Below are 16,202 nucleotides of genomic sequence, written 5' to 3'. Positions count from 1 at the left end.
TGTCGGGGCGGGCCAGGGTGGCCCGCCCCGTGAAAAGGCGCTCTATCAGGCGCCGTTGTTGCAGGTGCCCAGCGTCGCGTCGGCACCGCCCATCTGCGGGTGATCCGGCGGATAGGTGACCTGTTCCACCGGGGTCACTTCGACGATCTCGAGCAGGTCGAACTCGGATTGCGGGTTCTCCTTGCCCTTCACGACCAGAACGTCCTTGAAGCACTGGTGGTCGTCGGCGCGATAAAGCGTCGGGCCGTTGCCCAGGCCGTCGAACTCGTAGTCTTCCAGCGCCTCGGCCACGGCACAGGGCGCGAAGGAGCCCGCGCGCTGCACGGCGTCGGCATAGAGAAGCGTCTGCACATAGGTGGTGTGCGCCGCCTGGCTTGGCGGGAACCCGTACTTTTCGCCGAACGACTTGACGAACGCCTTGGAGCCTTCGTCCTGAAGTGACCAGTGCCAGTTGGTCGAACCGAAGATGCCCTTCACGTTGGCGCCGGCGCCACGCGCCATCAGGCGCGAATAGAGCGGAACGACGATCTGGAAATCCTTGCCGTTCACCTGCTTGTCGCGCAGGCCGAACTGCACGGCGTTGGTGAGCGAGTTCACCATGTTGCCGCCATAGTGGTTCAGGACCAGCGTGTCGGCGCCCGACTGCAGGACCGGCGTGATGTAGGCCGAGAAGTCCGTGGCCGTCAGCGGCGTCTTGACCGCGTTCACGGTTTCCCAGCCGAGAGCTTCGGTGGAGGCGCGCACGGCTTCCTCGGTGGTGTAGCCCCAGTTGTAGTCCGCTGTCAGGTGATAGGCCTTGCGGTCGGTGCCGTACTCGGCCGCCAGCACCGGCGCCAGCGCCGCTCCGGACATGTAGGAGTTGAAGAAGTGGCGGAAGCCGTTGGCCTTGCGATCCTTGCCGGTGGTGTCGTTCGAGTGGGTGAGACCGGCCATGAAGATGACGCCGGCCTCTTGGCACAGCGCCTGGACGGCCACGGCCACGCCCGAGCTTGATCCGCCGGTGATCATGATGGCGCCGTCCTTCTCGATCATCGACTTGGCCGAGGCGCGAGCGGCGTCCGATTTCGTCTGCGTGTCGCCGGTGACGTATTCGACCTTCTTGCCAAGGATGCCGTTGCCCTGCAGCTCCTTGGAACTGAAGGTGTTCATCATCCCGCCGTCGCCACCACCATTGAGGTGCTCGACCGCAAGTTCGTATGCACGCAGCTCGTCGGCGCCCTCATCCGCATAGGGGCCCGATTGCGGCACGTTGAAACCAAGGGTCACGGTGCTTCCCATCGGCTCGTTGGTGAAGGCCGATGCCGACGAGGCCGTGAAGATTGTCGGCACGGCGAGACCGGCGCCCGCGATGGCACTGGTCTTGAGCACGCCGCGGCGGGTCAGGTTAGTTTTGGACATGGATATCCTCCCGTTAAAAAATTCGTGGAAGCCGCCTCCTCTGCGCCTTCCAGATCGCACTGATGTGCAAAGGGATCATGCAGGACGAAAGAAAAATTCTCAACAACCACCTCATGCAGAAGATTTTTTTTGTAAAAATCTCAACAGCGATATGTTAGGATTTGTAAAATTCTTTCCATGACGTGGCGGAAGCCTCTTGAATCCCAGAGGAAATTTCATGACCGGGAGTTCAATCGCAGGGAGCCGGATCCGGGATCGGCGTCAGCTTGCCGGCATGAGGCAGACCGATCTTGCGCGGGAGGTCGGGATTTCGGCCTCGTATCTCAATCTGATCGAGCATAACAGGCGCCGAATCGGCGGCAAGCTTCTGCTCCGCATCGCCGGAGTGCTTGATGTCGATCCGTCGGTGATCTCGGAGGGCGCCGAAGCGACCCTTGTCGCGGGGTTGCGCGAGGCGGCTGGCGACCAGGAATCGCGAGGTGTCGAACTGGACAGTGTCGAGGAATTCGCCGGGCGGTTTCCGGGATGGGCGCAGCTGCTGACCGACACTCATCGCCGGAATGTGGAACTCGAGCGCAGCGTGGAGTCCCTGACCGACCGTCTGGCGCATGATCCGCATCTGGCCGAGTCGCTGCATGAAGTTCTGTCGGTCGTGACCGCGATCCGATCCACCGCCTCGATCCTCGCCGACACGCGGTCGCTCGAGGCGGAGTGGCAGGCGCGGTTCCACCGCAATATCAACGAGGACAGTCAGCGGCTGGCGGAAGGTGCAGAATCCCTCGTGCGTTACCTTGATGCCGCCCCCGGCACCGAGGCCGACATAAAGTCTCCGCAGGATGAAGTGGACGCCTTCCTGGACGCGCACGGCTACCACTTTCCATCGCTGGAGGCACCGGATGGCAAGGATGAAGAAAGGGTGGACCAGCTCCTGGCGAAAGACAGGTTGCTGAAATCCGCACCGGCGCTCAAGATAGCGCATGACATTCTCAACCGGTACCAGGCGGATGCCGGCAGGGTGCCCCTGAAGCCACTGATTTCTGCAATCGCGGTCAGTGGTGTCGACCCGGCGGAACTGGCCATGCATTTCGGCGTGGATCTTCCTTGCATGTTGCGGCGCCTTGCGATGCTGCCGTCCGAGGCCGCGGGGCCCACCGGCCTTCTGGTCTGTGATGCCTCCGGAACCCTCATCATGCACAAGCCCTTCGATGACTTTGCGGTGTCACGCATGGCCGGTGCGTGCCCCGCGTGGCCCCTTTTCCGCGCGCTGGCACAACCGCAGATTCCGTTCTGCCTGCGCATCAGGCAGGCCGGCAGGGCGGTGGAACCGGTCACCGCCGTGGCGGTGGCCGAACCCGTGGCCGCGGCTCGATACAATTCTGCCCCGATCCTGAGAAGTTACATGCTTCTCATGCCGGATCGTCAGGGCCACGACATGGCCCAAGAACCGGAGGAAGTCGGGACAAGTTGCCGTATCTGCCCGCGGGGCGATTGCGCGGCAAGACGCGAGCCTTCGATCACGCAGGACGGGTTTTGACAGTCAGCGTGCCTTTGACGATAGTGGTCCGGCGCACAGCCCGCGCATTTGATCGGAGGGGAGGCCGATTGAATGGGAAACACTGTTCTTCTTATCGAAGACGAGCCGAACATCATCGAGGCAATAAGTTTCATTCTTGCCCGTGACGGGTGGCAGGTGAAAACTCATTCCAACGGTCATGACGCGATCCGGGCGGTCCGTGAACACGATCCGGACCTCATAATTCTCGACGTCATGCTGCCGGGCAAGAGCGGGTACGAGATCCTCGAACAGATCCGTGCCGATCCCGATTATGGGGAGATTTCGGTTCTCATGCTCACGGCGCGTGGTCAGGTCAAGGATCGCGAGATGGCCGAGCGCGCCGGGGTCAGCCGATACATGACCAAGCCGTTCTCCAACGCGGACGTGCTTCATGCAGTAAGGGCGCTGGCCGGGCCATGAGCGGCGAGGCCGGGCCCGTCTTTCTTCAGCGCCGGACATACCGGCGCAGGCGCCTCAAGGACGCGGCACGCTTGTTGCCGTTCCTGGGCGCGATACTGTTCTCGGTTCCGTTGCTCTGGCAGGGTACGCCCGAGGCACCGACCCGCACCAGCAGCGTAATGCTTTACCTTTTCGTGGTGTGGGCGGGGCTGGCCGGGCTTTCGGCTGTCATATCGCGCCACCTGGACGACGACCAGGACGATGACACGCATCAGGGCGACCCGCCGGAGCGACCCTGATGGCGACACTCAATCTTCTTGTCGTGGTCTGCATCCTATACGTTGCGCTGCTTTTTGCGGTCGCGTTCGCGGCGGACCGTGCGGCGCGCGCAGGGCGCATAACGTGGCTTCGCTCGCCGATTGTCTACACGCTTTCACTGTCGATATATTGCACGGCCTGGACGTTCTACGGCGCCGTCGGCTTTGCCGCGCGTTCGGGGCTTGAATATCTGACGATCTACCTGGGGCCGACGCTGGTGATGATCGGTTGGTGGTGGACCCTTCGCAAGATGGTGCGGATCGGGCGCAGCCAGCGTATCACCTCCATCGCCGACATGATTTCTTCGCGCTATGGAAAGTCCAACCTCCTGGCCGTCTTTGTCACGCTTCTGGCGGTGATCGGAACGACCCCTTATATCGCCCTGCAACTTCAATCCGTGACCCTTTCGGTCGCCACCTTCGCCCGCAACGACCTGACCACCACCGTTGTGCCGGACCGGGATTCCACCGCGCTTCTGGTGGCGGTGGGGCTCACGCTTTTCACCATTCTCTTCGGCACCCGAAACCTTGACGCGAACGAGCGTCATCACGGTGTCGTCATGGCCATTGCGCTCGAGGCGGTGGTCAAGCTGTTCGCGCTGCTGGCGGTCGGGGCCTTCGTTGTCTGGGGGATGAGTGACGGGATCTCGGCGACGCTGGCGCGCATTGATGCGTCCGAGATAGCCGAATGGCGGGTGCCGGGCAGCCGCTGGGTGGGGCTTACGATGCTGGCGGCGGCGGCGTTTCTCTGCCTGCCGCGCATGTTTCAGGTCATGGTTGTGGAAAACGAGGACGAGCGCCACCTGCGTACCGCGTCATGGGCCTTTCCGGCATACGTGATGCTGATGAGCCTGTTCGTTGTTCCGATCGCCGCGGTCGGGCTTGATCTTCTCCCGAGCGCGGCCAACCCGGACATGTTCGTTCTCACTCTGCCACTCCTGGCCGGTCAGGACGGGCTGGCGATCCTTTCGTTTCTTGGCGGGTTCTCTTCGGCCACGTCCATGGTGATCGTTGCGGCCATCGCGCTTTCCACGATGGTGTCCAACCATATCGTGATGCCGATCTGGCTGTATGCGACCGGTGGGTCGGCCATGGTCTCGGGGGATGTGCGCAGTGTCGCCTTGCGGGCCCGGCGACTGTCCATCGCCGGGGTTGTCGTGCTGGGATATCTCTATTTCCGGGTGTCTGGCGGAGGCACGGCGCTGGCCGCGATCGGGCTGGTCTCCTTCGCCGGCGTGGCGCAGTTCCTGCCGGCGCTCATGGGCGGGCTGTTCTGGCGCGGCGCGACCCGAGCCGGGGCTCTGGCGGGGTTGCTTGCAGGGTTCGTGATCTGGCTCTACTGCCTGTTCCTGCCGTCGTTCGGGCCCTCGGTGGTTCTGCCACAGACTGTTCTGGATCACGGCCTTTTCGGATTCAGCTGGTTGCGACCGCAAGCTCTTTTCGGGGCCGCCGGAATGGACGGGGTTGTTCATGCCGTGATGTGGAGCATGCTGCTCAACACTGCGGCATTCATAATAGTATCACTGTTGAGCTTCCCGCGCCCGATCGAGCGTCTGCAAGGGGCGCAGTTCGTCAACGTGTTTCAGCATTCGGGGACGCGGGGAAGCTGGACCGGGGGCCTCGCACAGAGCGAGGACCTGCTGATTATGTCGCAACGGATCATCGGGGCAAGGGATGCGCAGGCCTTCTTCTCGGCAGCGGCCCGGAGGCAAGGTATCGGCGGTTACCTGCCCGAACCGTCTCCGGACTTCCTTCAGGACCTCGAGCGCGAACTTTCCGGATCCGTTGGCGCGGCCACAGCCCACGCGATGGTTTCACAGATCATGGGCGGCGCCACGGTTTCGGTCGAGGATCTGATGGCGGTGGCCGATGAAACTGCCCAGATCATGGAATATTCCAATCGGCTCGAGGCCAAGTCCGAGGAACAGGCGCGTACCGCACGGCAACTGCGCGAAGCGAACCAGAAGCTGACCCAGCTTTCGGTTCAGAAGGATGCTTTTCTCAGCCAGGTCAGTCATGAATTGCGCACCCCGATGACCTCGATCAGGGCATTTTCGGAAATCCTTCGCGACACCGAGGAACTGAGCGCGTCCGACCAGGCCAAGTATGCTTCGATCATCCATGACGAGACCGTTCGCCTTACCCGCCTGCTCGACGATCTTCTGATGCTCAGCGTCCTGGAAAGCGGCCAGGTGACACTCAACAATCAGCATGGCAGTCTTTCGGCGATGCTGGACCGCGCCGTGGCCGCGACTGGCGGCACGACCGAGGCGCTCAGGATTCACCGCGACAGATCCACCGAGGACATACATCTTCACACAGATCTGGATCGTCTCGCGCAGGTCTTCATCAACCTGATCACCAACGCGCGGAAATACTGTGACGCGCAGGAGCCCGAACTTTCGATCTCCGCGAAGAATGACAATGGCATATTGATCGTCGATTTCATCGACAACGGAAGCGGCATCGCGATGGACCATCAGGATGTGATCTTTGAAAAATTCTCCCGGGTCGGTGATCTGAAGGCGTCGGGGGCCGGGCTTGGCCTCGCGATCTGCCGCGAGATCATGGCGCGGCTTGGTGGCACGATAACATACCTTCCGGGACAGGGCGGCGCGGCTTTTCGCGTATCGCTTCCGCTTGAGGCGCGCCTGGCCGCACAGTGATCTGGTGGGATGATATCAACGGTCTGGTAACCCCGTGCCGATAGTCTGTTTGCCGAGACAGGTTTTAAAGTACCCGGAGCGTCAGGCAGAATGTCATCGGACCAATCCAACTCTGTGCTCAGACAAAAGGCGCGCGCAACCAGGGACGAACAGCGCGCGCGTGACATGTCGCCGGCGAAGGCTTTGCGCCGGGCGCTTTCCCGCACCGCCATGGCGATATGGGAACTCGCATTGGAAACAGGCGAAATCCGTGAAACCAGCTCCGCTCTTGCCGATCTGGAAAGCCGCTTCGGGTCCGGTGGCCTCTTTGTTCTTCTGGAAGGGGAGGAGGGGCGCCGCGGTGCCGCCTGGCTGGACATGCAGCTCGTCAACGCCCTGATCGAGGTCCAGACAATCGGCAGTGTCACGCGGCGGCAGGCCCGGGATCGGCCGCTGACCAGAACGGACGCCGCGATTGTCGCGCCGCTGATCGACGGCATGCTGGAACGCTACGAGCGGCAGATGGCCGAATGCCGAGATGCGTTGCCCGCACGCTATCGTTTCGGGGTGATGATCGAGGATGCGCGCACCTTGTGCCTGGCCCTGGAAGCGCCCGAATTCCATCAAACATCATTTCAGGTCGATATCGCGGACGGGGCCAAGACGGGCACGCTCGAGATTGTTCTGCCAATCGGATGGGACAGTTCGCAGGAAGCGCGGGAGCCTGATCCCGCAGCCGAAGGGGCGGCCCTTGCGGAAACCGTGCTGCTTGCGCCCGCGCGGCTGGACTCCGTCCTGGACCGGGTGCGCATGCCGCTTCAGCGCGTTTGCCGCCTTGCTGTCGGCGATCTGGTGCCGCTGTCCGCCGAACGCATGGAATTGCGCCTGGAAAGTACCCAGAAACATCTTGTTGCCAAGGCGCGACTGGGGCGGCTGAACGGCATGCGCGCGATCCGCCTCCTTGGTGACGGCAGGGTCGAGCCGGGTTTTCCCGCTTCGAGCTTGTCTCTTGCCGATAAACCGGACCGGGCGGATGCACTCAGCCCGGGCGGGGCCATTTCATCCGCGGCGGGTGTGCACGGGCAGCCGGCACCCGTGAAAGAACCTGTGCCGCCGCCGCGCAATGGTGAGCGTCCGGCTGACGATGCGGAAGATGGCCCGGGGCGCACCGGTGTTGAACAGCCGGCGAAACTGCAACAGGATGCCTGATCACTTGCTGCCCGAACCTGCTTGCGGTAATACCCGGCAGTTCATTATCCGCAAGACATTGCCGGACTTGATTCCGATCAAAGCATTGCGGTCTCGGGGCTGTCATCATTCCTGCATATTGGGAGAATGACCTGATGGAACATGAACCTTACAAAAAAGCCCTTCTTGCGCGGCTGGCCGAGCTGGACACACGCCTGCACAGGATCGAATCCGAGTTGGATGAACCCAAATCCAAGGACTGGGAGGAGCTTGCAGTCGAACGCGAGGGGGACGAGGTTCTGGAACAATTGGGCCAGGAAGGACAGGACGAGATCGCGCGAATCCGCGCCGCACTGCAGCGGATGCGTGACGGGGAATATGGCATCTGTACGCGCTGCGGTGAAGAAATCTCGGTCGAGCGGCTGAAGGTGCTGCCCGAGACACCCCTGTGCCGGACTTGCGCAGCCGCAGTCTGACCCCACATCCGTCTCTGCCAGGGAATGATCACGGGAGGAAACGATGACTGACCAACAAAAGCGCATAAGCGAACTGACCGCGCGCATCAACGCAGCTGAACCGGGTACGCGCCATGGCTTGCAGCCAGAGCTCGAAAGGCTGATTCATGAACTTGAGGCGGCCTCGGCACCGGTGCCGCCGGAATTGCGGGATCTGAACGAAACCCTCCTTGGCGAGGCGATCGAGGCGCAGTTCGACAACATGCCGGTCTGAGACACTTTTACTGTAACAGGATCCCGATCACGACCATCATCAATCCGATCACGGACAGGAAAAGAGCGGCGGAGTTCACCGGCACGACGTTCCGGAGAACCGCGCGCAGGTCTGAATCCGCGAGCCCGGCCTTTCGGGCCTTCCACACCTTTACGATGCACCAGACGAGCCCGGCCAACCCGGCAAGCGAAACGCTCGCCCCCATCCAGATCAGGATTTCCATCGTCTTCTCCGCTTCGTCGCCCGTCCTGCTGACGTCGCCTAGAACATGTGTCGGCTGATCGCAAGCACGGCATGGGTTGGAACGGGGCTTGCGGGTCCACGCGCCGGGGGCTAGTCAGGCCCCGATTGATGCGGAGAGTACAAGATGAGCGACACCGACACGGCAGACAACTACCGGGTTACCGCCGACGAGCTTCGCCAGTTCATTGAGCGTTTCGAACGGCTTGAGGCCGAAAAGAAGGAACTGGCCGACCAACAGAAGGAGGTCATGGCCGAGGCAAAGGCGCGTGGCTACGACACCAAGGTCATGCGCAAGGTCGTCGCGCTTCGCAAACGGGACAAGGACGACATCGCAGAGGAAGAGGCGGTGCTGGAGATGTACAAGGAAGCCCTTGGAATGGCGTGACGCGACATGCGTTCCCCAAAGACGAAACCAGGAAGGCCGCGCGTTTTCCCGCGCGGCCTTTCACGTTTCCAGTCCTGCGGTTTCAGCTGTCGCTGTCGTCTTCCTCGGGCAGGACTTCCTCAACCACTTCGGCCAACTCGTCGTCGTCGGACGCGGCCGACCCGATATCGTCGAAAAGCTCGGCGATCTCGTAATCGGCGGCCGCCTCTTCCTCGGCGGCGAGTTCCTGGATGGATTTGCCGGATGCCTGAAGCTGGGCCTCTTCGGGGCTGCGGGCCACGTTGAGCGTCATCGTCGCCTCGACCTCGGGGTGCAGCGTGACGGTGACGTCATGCAGGCCCAGTTCCTTGATCGGTTTCGACAGGGCCACCTGCTTGCGGTCGAGTGAAAATCCGTCCTCGGTTGCGGCTTCGGCAGCGTCCCGGGTCGATACGGACCCGTAAAGAGCTCCGGAGTCGGCGGCCTGCCGGATCAGGACGAATTTTCTGCCGTCCAGCGATTCGGCCAGTTTCTCGGCTTCCTTGCGGGTTTCAAGGTTGCGGGCCTCAAGCTGGGCCTTGCGGGCCTCGAAATCGGCGATATTGCGGTCCGAGGCCGACAGCGCCTTGCCCTGGGGCAAAAGGTAGTTGCGTGCGAAGCCCGGCTTTACGTCGACGACTTCGCCCATCTGGCCAAGTTTCGCCACGCGTTCCAGAAGGATAACTTGCATCGGTCTCTCCTTACTTCACGGCATATGGCAGAAGGGCGAGGAAACGGGCGCGCTTGATTGCCCGGGCCAGCTCCCGCTGCTTCTTGGCGGACACGGCGGTGATGCGGGACGGCACGATTTTTCCGCGTTCGGAAATGTAGCGCTGCAGCAGCTTGGTGTCCTTGTAGTCGATCTTGGGTGCATTGTCGCCGGAGAAGGGGCAGACCTTGCGGCGGCGGAAAAACGGTTTTGCGGCCATGGTTTGTGTCCTTTCGTCAGGCTTGGATCAACGACGTTCGCGACGCGTGTCGCGTTCTTCCTTCTTTTGCATCTGGACCGAAGGGCCCTCGTCATGCGCATCGACCTTGATGGTCATCACGCGCATCACGTCATCATGAAGGCGCATCAGGCGCTCCATTTCCTGTACGGCCTGTGCGGGCGCGTCGGTCCTCAGGAAGAGATAGTGGCCCTTGCGGTTCTTGTTGATCTTGTAGGCCATCGTCTTGACGCCCCAGTACTCGCTGTCCACGAGTGTGCCGGCATTGTCCGACAGAATGGCGCCAAAGTGTTCGATGAGCCCCTCGGCCTGCGTGTTCGACAGGTCCTGGCGCGCGATAAAAACATGCTCGTAAAGCGGCATGCGATCTCCATTTCTTTCCGGGCGCATTTCAAAGGCGGGTCATTTTGGCCTTTCGCGACCCGTCCACGAGAGACTGCGCGGTTCATGACGTCATGCGAAAGGAAAGGCGCCTATACGACGGATCCTTTTGTCGCGCAAGGTACATTCCGCGTTGCATACGTGCCATGCGGCAGCCCCGCCCCCGCCTGAATATCGCCCACCTCCGTCTGCATGATCTGGACATGGGCCGAGACCGACAGAGGGAACAGCCACGATGACCGACAGGCCGGAACCGGAAAGACGTGAAAACGCCTGCCCTTTGCGCGGTTTGGCGATGGCCTGTGGCGGGGTGTCGGCATTGTTGGCGGCGATCCTTTTGTGGATCGTTCCCGTGATGCCGGATGACCCCGTCAAGAGCCTTGCAGGCATGCTTCTTTCGCTTTTGTTGACAATGGCGGGGCTTGTATTGCTGGGGGGCTCTGGCGGGCGCAGGACATGAAGGCGAACAGACCACGGTCCTTCCGGTGTTCGCGAGGCCACAAGTCTTGTTGAGTTCTGCGGTATTGTGCGGGCTGTTGTGAGCGTTATCATCTAGGCCGTAAACTCATTCAACTTATCCGGAGATCATGATGAAAAGCACAATTCTTGCTGCCGCGGTGACCCTGGCAGCGACCGGCGCCCTAGCCGCACCAGAAAAGTACGTTCTCGATCCCAGTCACAGCCAGGTGATATTCTCCTACACGCATCTGGGCTTCTCGACGACCTGGGGCATGTTCTCGGGGTTCGAAGGCGAGATCATGTTCGATCAGGACGCCCCGGCGGACTCCTCCGTGACCGTCTCGATTCCGACGATGTCGATGTACACCGGCTGGGAAAAGCGGTTCGATCACTTCATGTCGGACGATTTTTTCGGTGCCAGTGAAGATGACATGGTCACTTTCAATTCGACGGGCATCGAAGTGACCGGGGACAATACGGCCAATATCACGGGGGATTTGACGGTGAACGGTGTCACCAAGTCCGTGGTTCTGGATGCCGAACTCAACAAGACGGGGACTCATCCGATGGCCAACAAGGAATGGGCGGGGTTCAGCGCGACGACCATGCTGAAGCGTTCGGATTTCGGCCTTGACAAATTCGCACCCGCGGTGAGCGACGAAGTCGAGGTCACGCTGTCGATCGAAGCCCAAAAGGCCGAGTGAAGACCCCGGAAACGAATTGCGCTGGCCGCCGGTAGACACTGCCGGCGGCCTTTTTCATTTTTCGGACCGGGTGGCGGTCAGGTCGAATGCGATAACCACCTCGAACGCCAGCGATCCCGGATCGGAAACCCCCTCGCCGATCTGGAAACTGCGCCGGTCCACTGTCAAACCGCCACGGGCATCGGCCGTCTGACCGTCAATTGTGAGTGTGAAGGGCATTTCCACCGGTACCGTCTGTCCGCGGATCGTGAGGGTGCCGCGTGCGATCTTGCCCTCACCGGCGTTCAGAATATCAGCCTCGAATTGCGCGGTGGGATATTCCTCTGCATTGAAGAAATCCTTTCCCATTGCCTGATCGGTGACCGAACCGAGCGACAACGACCCGATGGCGATCGTGACATCCACCGAACCGTGCTTCCCGTCAGGATCCGGCTGTCGGGAATACGTGATATCTGCCGTCCAGTCCGCGAAACTGCCGGTAATCTCCGAACCCATCTGCGTGACAGTGATTTCAAGCGAGCCGGTCTCGACCTGCCAGTCGCTCTCGACCTGTTGCAGGGCGGCGGTGCCCGGTGCCGAACCGTCCTGCGCGAACCACCCCAGAGACGCGGCCCCGCCAAGAGCGGCGGTCCAGACGGCCAACGCGGCGATAATCGGCAAGGCATGTCCGGGCTGATCGCGGGTCGGCTCCGCGGGATGGTGCCCCGGCAGCATCCGGCGCAGGGTCGCATCGCCGTCGAGAACATGGTGTTTCAGGGCGCCCGCGACGTGCAGACCTACAGAGCCGATCAGAACCCATTGCAGGACGTAATGCACAGTGGCCGATATTTCAGCCACCGTCGCATCACGAGGCACGAAGGGCAGGGTTTGTCCGAACGGCCACCAGATCGGGGCGAAACCGGTGGTCGAGGCATGGTGTATCCATCCGCTCATGGGTACCGCGACAAGCGAACCGTAAAGCAGCCAATGAACGGTTTCGGCAAGCCGGGCCTCCGCGGGCCGGTCGCCGTTCAGGAGCGCCGGTTTCGGCTGCGCGAGGGTCCAGATGATACGGGCAAGCGCCACGAAAAAAATGGTGACGCCAACGGTTTTGTGCAGGGAAAACAATAAGGCCGCCCGGGCCACGGTCGCGTCGGTCGTGCTGATTGCCGGGTCGCGCACCTGATGCGCAAGATCGTTGGCGAAGAAACCCAAAGGTACGGCCGTGAAGATCAATATGGCGGTAAGCCAATGAAATGTCTTGGTCACCGCGCCATAGGCCTTCGGAGTGTTGGTGAGGGGCATGTGTCTGTCCTGCTCTGAAAATCGATCAACTTTTGTCAGGGAAATAGACAATGACAGCGGCAGAACAACAAGGCAGCACCGCACATGCGCCGTGCAATGATGCGAAGACGATCAAGGTCGTTGCCTGTTCCGGCCTCGCGCGCTATCCGGGGCGGACAACGAGAGGGAGGCATGAGCGATGAGCCGTGCATTTGTTTTTCCGGGGCAGGGGACGCAGACCGTTGGCATGGGCAAGGATCTCGCGGACGCCTACCCCGAAGCCCGGGCAGTTTTTCAGGAAGTGGACGAGGCGCTTGGCGAGAGTCTGTCCACAGCGATCTGGGAGGGAGATCAGGATACGCTGACGCTGACGCAGAACGCGCAACCGGCGCTTATGGCCGTGTCGCTGGCCGCGATGCGCGCACTGGGGTCGGAAGGCGTGACGATAAAGGCGGCGTCCTGCGTGGCGGGGCATTCGCTGGGCGAATATTCCGCGCTTGCCGCCGCTGGCGCGCTGAGCGTGTCTGACGCGGCGCGGCTGCTGCGGCTGCGCGGTCAGGCGATGCAGAAAGCGGTGCCAGTCGGTCAGGGTGCGATGGCGGCTGTGCTGGGCCTCGACCTTGAAACTGTCCGCGCCGTCGCGCAGGAGGCTGCGCAAGGCGGGATTTGCGAGGCCGCGAATGATAATGACCCCGCACAGGTAGTCGTTTCGGGCCACCGCGCGGCGGTGGAGCGCGCTGTGGAGATTGCCAAGGCTCGGGGTGCCCGGCGCGCGATGCTTCTGCCTGTGAGCGCCCCGTTCCACTGCGCGTTGATGGAGCCGGCGGCTGAAGCCATGCGCGAGGCCCTGGGCAAGGTCGATATCCGGGAGCCAGCCGTACCGGTCGTGGCCAATGTGGTTGCGGACTCAGTCAGCGATCCGGCGGCGATCCGGGCGCTTCTGGTTGATCAGGTCACAGGATCGGTTCGTTGGCGCGAGTCCGTTCTGTTCATGGCGCAGCAGGGTATTGACGAGATTTGGGAAATAGGAGCAGGCAAGGCGCTTTCGGGCATGGTGCGACGCATCCACCGGTCGATCGCCTGCCGCGCTGTCGGCACCCCCGACGAGATCAAGGACGCCGCGGTGACGGTCACCGCCTGAGCCAATCGGAGCGGTTGCAAGGTTGGTTCTGGATTGCGGCAGAAACTGGGAAAGGGATTCAAATGTTCGATTTGACGGGAAAATCTGCGCTGATCACCGGTGCCTCCGGCGGCATCGGGGGCGCGATCGCACGGGTTCTGCACCATGCCGGCGCGACTGTCGGCCTGAGCGGGACACGCGTGGAGCCGTTGCAGGCGCTGGCGGAGGAACTGGGCGAACGGACGCATGTCCTGCCGTGCGACCTGGCGGATGCCGAGGCCGTCGATGCCCTTCCAAAGCAGGCAATCGAGGCCATGGGCGGTTTGGATATCCTGGTCAACAACGCTGGCATCACCCGTGATCAGATCTTCATGCGGATGTCCGACGACGAATGGCAGAACGTCATCGACGTGAACCTGACGAGCACGATGCGCCTGTGCCGTGGCGTCATGCGCCCGATGATGAAGGCTCGCTGGGGTCGGATCGTCAACATCGGCTCGATCGTCGGCACGACCGGCAATCCCGGACAAGTCAATTATGCCGCGTCCAAGGCGGGGATGGTCGGCATGACCAAGTCCATCGCCTACGAGGTGGCAAGCCGCGGCATCACCGCCAATTCGGTGGCGCCGGGCTTCATCGCCACCGCGATGACCGAAAAGTTGAGTGATGACCAGAAGGACAAGATCAACGCCCAGATTCCGGCGGCCCGAATGGGAACGCCCGAGGAGATCGCGGCGGCTGTGCTCTATCTGTCCAGCCCCGAGGCAGGATATGTCACCGGAGCCACGCTGCATGTAAACGGCGGAATGGCAATGCTGTGACACGATCCGGGGAATCACGTGCCTTCCGGGGCCAGCGAGGCTTGGCGCACATGCCGGACCGTACGGCCCGGGCCACGAGCATTTCAGCACCCGGGGCAGTGGCCTCCGGGAATATGGAAACCCTATTGATTTCAAGGATGTGAAGCCGGTCGATTGATGGCTCCCGGGGCGCCGGCCCAGCCCGTGCTTGCAAGCGCCCGACTCTTCGTGAAAACATTTGCCTGAGGCGCGCCATGTGCTATAGGCGGCGCAGTTTGCGCGCGGGGGCTCGCGATCAGCACCCGCAATCCGTCTTCGGCGGGCAATGAAAACCGCCCGACCGGGCAATCAAAAGGCCACTTCCCGGCTCGGGCGGGGGCACAACGGGCCGGAACGTGCCCAGTAAGACAATGAGGATTACGACATGAGCGATATCGCAGACCGCGTGAAGAAGATCGTTGTGGAGCATCTGGGCGTGGAAGAGGACAAGGTGGGCGAAAACGCTTCGTTCATCGACGATCTGGGCGCTGACAGCCTCGATACGGTCGAGCTGGTCATGGCATTCGAGGAGGAGTTCGGGATCGAGATTCCCGATGATGCCGCGGAGAACATCCAGACCTTCGGCGATGCGGTGAAGTTCATTTCGGATGCGTCCTGAACACAAGGCGCCATCCCGTCGGGATTGGCCGTTCTGAAAGGTTCCCGCGCCCGGTGCGGGAACCTTTTCCGTTACAGGGCCGCGAACAGACGCCACGATGCCGATTTGGAGATATCGGGCGGCTGGATTACACTACATCATGAGCTTGCTTCGCAAACCGTGCGGAGGTCATTTCAGCAAGAGGTGCGTGCACCATGATCGTCTACCCGACCCTCGAATTGCATGACGGAAAATGCGTGTCGCTGACCCGGGGCCGGCTTGACGAGCCGGTGATCTGGCATGTGGACCCGGTGGAAACGGCGCGCGGCTTCGCGGCGGCCGGGGCGACGTGGATGCACGTTACCGACATGAACGCCCTTGCCGGCGAGGACGGAAATGATGAACTCGTGTCAGAGATCATACGCGCCGCGGGAATCCCCGTGCAGCTTGGCGGCGGTTTTCGGTCCCGCGAACGCGTGGAACGCTGGATCGACAAGGGGGCAGGCCGTATCGTGATCGGTACCATGGCAGCCCATGATCCCGATTTTCTGGCCGAAATGGCCAAATGGCACCCGGATCAGATCGTGCTTGCCGTCGACGTGTTTCAGGGGCATGTCATGACAGAGGGGTGGCGCACCCACAGCGCATTCACCCCGGAAACTTACATAAAGGCGTTCGATACAGCCCCCTTGGCGGGTATAATCGTGACCGACATAGACGCGGACATTCAGGATACGGAAGGCAGCATCGGCGTCATCTCGGGTATCGCCGCGCAAACCCGCCATCCGGTGATCGCGCGCGGCACCGTGCGTGTGAAGGATGACATCGCGCGCCTGAAATACGTACCCAATATTTCGGGCGCTCTGATAGGGCGCGCCCTGCTGGCCAAGGATATTGATCTGCAAGAGGCACTTGCCATTGCTCAACCCGATGCCGAACCCACGGCGGAATTCCAGTAAAACTGTCGTGTTTTGGCGGGGCGACCGTCCTGAACTGACGGCAGCGGGCTTGCCC

20 protein-coding genes are annotated in these 16,202 nt (G+C 61.8%); 14 read left to right on the top strand and 6 right to left on the bottom strand.

The genetic code is table 11. The features are described 5' to 3' along the window. Positions 1-45: 45 nt before the first annotated feature. Positions 46-1,398 carry a substrate-binding protein gene (locus DQW77_RS07505; RefSeq protein WP_113257591.1) on the bottom strand — a complete coding sequence of 451 codons (1,353 nt, stop codon included), beginning with the start codon at positions 1,396-1,398 and terminating at the stop codon, positions 46-48. A gap of 217 nt (positions 1,399-1,615) precedes the next feature. Here DQW77_RS07505 and DQW77_RS07500 point away from each other — a divergent pair, with 217 nt between their 5' ends. The 7 genes from DQW77_RS07500 (at position 1,616) to DQW77_RS07470 (ending at position 8,231) form a co-directional block, all read left to right on the top strand. Continuing rightward, entirely contained in the window at positions 1,616-2,932 is a 1,317-nt protein-coding gene (locus DQW77_RS07500; RefSeq protein WP_113257590.1) for a helix-turn-helix transcriptional regulator, read from the top strand. A 72-nt stretch (positions 2,933-3,004) separates the two neighbouring features. After that, entirely contained in the window at positions 3,005-3,373 is a 369-nt protein-coding gene (locus DQW77_RS07495; protein ID WP_113257589.1) for a response regulator transcription factor, read from the top strand. Next, positions 3,370-3,651, top strand: coding sequence for a hypothetical protein (locus DQW77_RS07490; protein ID WP_113257588.1), 282 nt, complete (start codon positions 3,370-3,372; stop codon positions 3,649-3,651). Before DQW77_RS07495 ends, DQW77_RS07490 begins: the two co-directional genes overlap by 4 nt. Then, complete coding sequence (locus DQW77_RS07485) at positions 3,651-6,335, top strand: ATP-binding protein (protein ID WP_113257587.1); 2,685 nt, start codon at positions 3,651-3,653, stop codon at positions 6,333-6,335. The genes DQW77_RS07490 and DQW77_RS07485 overlap by 1 nt, the downstream gene beginning before the upstream one ends. Positions 6,336-6,425: 90 nt before the next feature. Further along, positions 6,426-7,523 carry a FliM/FliN family flagellar motor switch protein gene (locus DQW77_RS07480; protein ID WP_113257586.1) on the top strand — a complete coding sequence of 366 codons (1,098 nt, stop codon included), beginning with the start codon at positions 6,426-6,428 and terminating at the stop codon, positions 7,521-7,523. Between the two features lie 134 nt (positions 7,524-7,657). After that, positions 7,658-7,978, top strand: coding sequence for a TraR/DksA C4-type zinc finger protein (locus tag DQW77_RS07475; RefSeq protein ID WP_113257585.1), 321 nt, complete (start codon positions 7,658-7,660; stop codon positions 7,976-7,978). Positions 7,979-8,021: 43 nt separating this feature from the next. Next, a complete protein-coding gene (locus DQW77_RS07470; protein WP_113257584.1) occupies positions 8,022-8,231 on the top strand; it encodes a hypothetical protein in 210 nt (69 codons plus the stop codon). A 7-nt stretch (positions 8,232-8,238) separates the two neighbouring features. On the opposite strand, the gene DQW77_RS07465 is transcribed toward DQW77_RS07470, so the two are convergent. Further along, a complete protein-coding gene (locus tag DQW77_RS07465; protein ID WP_113257583.1) occupies positions 8,239-8,454 on the bottom strand; it encodes a hypothetical protein in 216 nt (71 codons plus the stop codon). A 144-nt stretch (positions 8,455-8,598) separates the two neighbouring features. Between DQW77_RS07465 and DQW77_RS07460 the strand changes: the two genes are divergently transcribed. Then, on the top strand, positions 8,599-8,859 hold the full coding sequence (locus DQW77_RS07460) for a DUF2312 domain-containing protein (protein ID WP_113257582.1): 261 nt from the start codon (positions 8,599-8,601) through the stop codon (positions 8,857-8,859). Between the two features lie 82 nt (positions 8,860-8,941). Here DQW77_RS07460 and rplI read toward each other — a convergent pair whose 3' ends face one another. Genes rplI through rpsF form a run of 3 tightly spaced genes read right to left on the bottom strand, consistent with a single transcriptional unit; the run spans position 8,942 to position 10,187 of the window. After that, positions 8,942-9,568: a 50S ribosomal protein L9 gene (gene rplI, locus DQW77_RS07455; RefSeq protein ID WP_113257581.1), complete on the bottom strand. Its 627-nt coding sequence runs from the start codon at positions 9,566-9,568 to the stop codon at positions 8,942-8,944. Between the two features lie 10 nt (positions 9,569-9,578). Next, positions 9,579-9,806, bottom strand: coding sequence for a 30S ribosomal protein S18 (gene rpsR / locus DQW77_RS07450; protein WP_008328567.1), 228 nt, complete (start codon positions 9,804-9,806; stop codon positions 9,579-9,581). A 27-nt stretch (positions 9,807-9,833) separates the two neighbouring features. Continuing rightward, the gene (rpsF, locus tag DQW77_RS07445) at positions 9,834-10,187 is read right to left on the bottom strand and encodes a 30S ribosomal protein S6 (RefSeq protein ID WP_113257580.1); all 354 of its coding nucleotides are present in this window, start codon (positions 10,185-10,187) and stop codon (positions 9,834-9,836) included. Between the two features lie 253 nt (positions 10,188-10,440). On the opposite strand from rpsF, the gene DQW77_RS07440 reads away from it, so the two are divergent. Next, positions 10,441-10,665 carry a hypothetical protein gene (locus DQW77_RS07440; protein WP_113257579.1) on the top strand — a complete coding sequence of 75 codons (225 nt, stop codon included), beginning with the start codon at positions 10,441-10,443 and terminating at the stop codon, positions 10,663-10,665. A gap of 130 nt (positions 10,666-10,795) precedes the next feature. Beyond that, on the top strand, positions 10,796-11,368 hold the full coding sequence (locus DQW77_RS07435; protein WP_113257633.1) for a YceI family protein: 573 nt from the start codon (positions 10,796-10,798) through the stop codon (positions 11,366-11,368). A 54-nt stretch (positions 11,369-11,422) separates the two neighbouring features. Here the strand turns inward: DQW77_RS07435 and DQW77_RS07430 are convergent, their stop codons facing one another. Continuing rightward, complete coding sequence (locus tag DQW77_RS07430; RefSeq protein ID WP_113257578.1) at positions 11,423-12,652, bottom strand: cytochrome b/b6 domain-containing protein; 1,230 nt, start codon at positions 12,650-12,652, stop codon at positions 11,423-11,425. 178 nt (positions 12,653-12,830) lie between these two features. Here DQW77_RS07430 and fabD point away from each other — a divergent pair, with 178 nt between their 5' ends. The 4 genes from fabD (at position 12,831) to DQW77_RS07410 (ending at position 16,147) form a co-directional block, all read left to right on the top strand. Further along, entirely contained in the window at positions 12,831-13,772 is a 942-nt protein-coding gene (gene fabD / locus DQW77_RS07425; RefSeq protein ID WP_113257577.1) for an ACP S-malonyltransferase, read from the top strand. Between the two features lie 62 nt (positions 13,773-13,834). Continuing rightward, on the top strand, positions 13,835-14,572 hold the full coding sequence (gene fabG / locus DQW77_RS07420; RefSeq protein WP_113257576.1) for a 3-oxoacyl-[acyl-carrier-protein] reductase: 738 nt from the start codon (positions 13,835-13,837) through the stop codon (positions 14,570-14,572). Positions 14,573-14,975: 403 nt separating this feature from the next. Then, entirely contained in the window at positions 14,976-15,209 is a 234-nt protein-coding gene (locus tag DQW77_RS07415) for an acyl carrier protein (protein ID WP_113257575.1), read from the top strand. Between the two features lie 194 nt (positions 15,210-15,403). Continuing rightward, positions 15,404-16,147, top strand: coding sequence for a HisA/HisF-related TIM barrel protein (locus DQW77_RS07410; protein WP_113257574.1), 744 nt, complete (start codon positions 15,404-15,406; stop codon positions 16,145-16,147). Positions 16,148-16,202 lie beyond the last annotated feature (55 nt).

Origin of the sequence: Roseovarius sp. TE539 (assembly GCF_003298505.1) — a bacterium.
In the GTDB taxonomy this organism is placed as follows: Bacteria; Pseudomonadota; Alphaproteobacteria; order Rhodobacterales; family Rhodobacteraceae; genus Roseovarius.
This window is presented reverse-complemented; position numbering and strand designations above follow the sequence as displayed.

What these genes read in the sequence shown, in the direction of transcription:
- DQW77_RS07495 (WP_113257589.1), top strand. Translation starts at nt 3,005, where the DNA reads ATGGGAAACACTGTTCTTCTTATCGAAGACGAGCCGAACATCATCGAG.
- DQW77_RS07485 (WP_113257587.1), top strand. Translation starts at nt 3,651, where the DNA reads ATGGCGACACTCAATCTTCTTGTCGTGGTCTGCATCCTATACGTTGCG.
- DQW77_RS07415 (WP_113257575.1), top strand. Translation starts at nt 14,976, where the DNA reads ATGAGCGATATCGCAGACCGCGTGAAGAAGATCGTTGTGGAGCATCTG.
- fabG (WP_113257576.1), top strand. Translation starts at nt 13,835, where the DNA reads ATGTTCGATTTGACGGGAAAATCTGCGCTGATCACCGGTGCCTCCGGC.
- rplI (WP_113257581.1), bottom strand. Translation starts at nt 9,568, where the DNA reads ATGCAAGTTATCCTTCTGGAACGCGTGGCGAAACTTGGCCAGATGGGC.
- DQW77_RS07465 (WP_113257583.1), bottom strand. Translation starts at nt 8,454, where the DNA reads ATGGAAATCCTGATCTGGATGGGGGCGAGCGTTTCGCTTGCCGGGTTG.
- DQW77_RS07410 (WP_113257574.1), top strand. Translation starts at nt 15,404, where the DNA reads ATGATCGTCTACCCGACCCTCGAATTGCATGACGGAAAATGCGTGTCG.
- DQW77_RS07505 (WP_113257591.1), bottom strand. Translation starts at nt 1,398, where the DNA reads ATGTCCAAAACTAACCTGACCCGCCGCGGCGTGCTCAAGACCAGTGCC.
- DQW77_RS07475 (WP_113257585.1), top strand. Translation starts at nt 7,658, where the DNA reads ATGGAACATGAACCTTACAAAAAAGCCCTTCTTGCGCGGCTGGCCGAG.
- rpsF (WP_113257580.1), bottom strand. Translation starts at nt 10,187, where the DNA reads ATGCCGCTTTACGAGCATGTTTTTATCGCGCGCCAGGACCTGTCGAAC.
- DQW77_RS07430 (WP_113257578.1), bottom strand. Translation starts at nt 12,652, where the DNA reads ATGCCCCTCACCAACACTCCGAAGGCCTATGGCGCGGTGACCAAGACA.
- DQW77_RS07490 (WP_113257588.1), top strand. Translation starts at nt 3,370, where the DNA reads ATGAGCGGCGAGGCCGGGCCCGTCTTTCTTCAGCGCCGGACATACCGG.
- DQW77_RS07435 (WP_113257633.1), top strand. Translation starts at nt 10,796, where the DNA reads ATGAAAAGCACAATTCTTGCTGCCGCGGTGACCCTGGCAGCGACCGGC.
- DQW77_RS07500 (WP_113257590.1), top strand. Translation starts at nt 1,616, where the DNA reads ATGACCGGGAGTTCAATCGCAGGGAGCCGGATCCGGGATCGGCGTCAG.
- DQW77_RS07480 (WP_113257586.1), top strand. Translation starts at nt 6,426, where the DNA reads ATGTCATCGGACCAATCCAACTCTGTGCTCAGACAAAAGGCGCGCGCA.
- rpsR (WP_008328567.1), bottom strand. Translation starts at nt 9,806, where the DNA reads ATGGCCGCAAAACCGTTTTTCCGCCGCCGCAAGGTCTGCCCCTTCTCC.
- fabD (WP_113257577.1), top strand. Translation starts at nt 12,831, where the DNA reads ATGAGCCGTGCATTTGTTTTTCCGGGGCAGGGGACGCAGACCGTTGGC.
- DQW77_RS07440 (WP_113257579.1), top strand. Translation starts at nt 10,441, where the DNA reads ATGACCGACAGGCCGGAACCGGAAAGACGTGAAAACGCCTGCCCTTTG.
- DQW77_RS07470 (WP_113257584.1), top strand. Translation starts at nt 8,022, where the DNA reads ATGACTGACCAACAAAAGCGCATAAGCGAACTGACCGCGCGCATCAAC.
- DQW77_RS07460 (WP_113257582.1), top strand. Translation starts at nt 8,599, where the DNA reads ATGAGCGACACCGACACGGCAGACAACTACCGGGTTACCGCCGACGAG.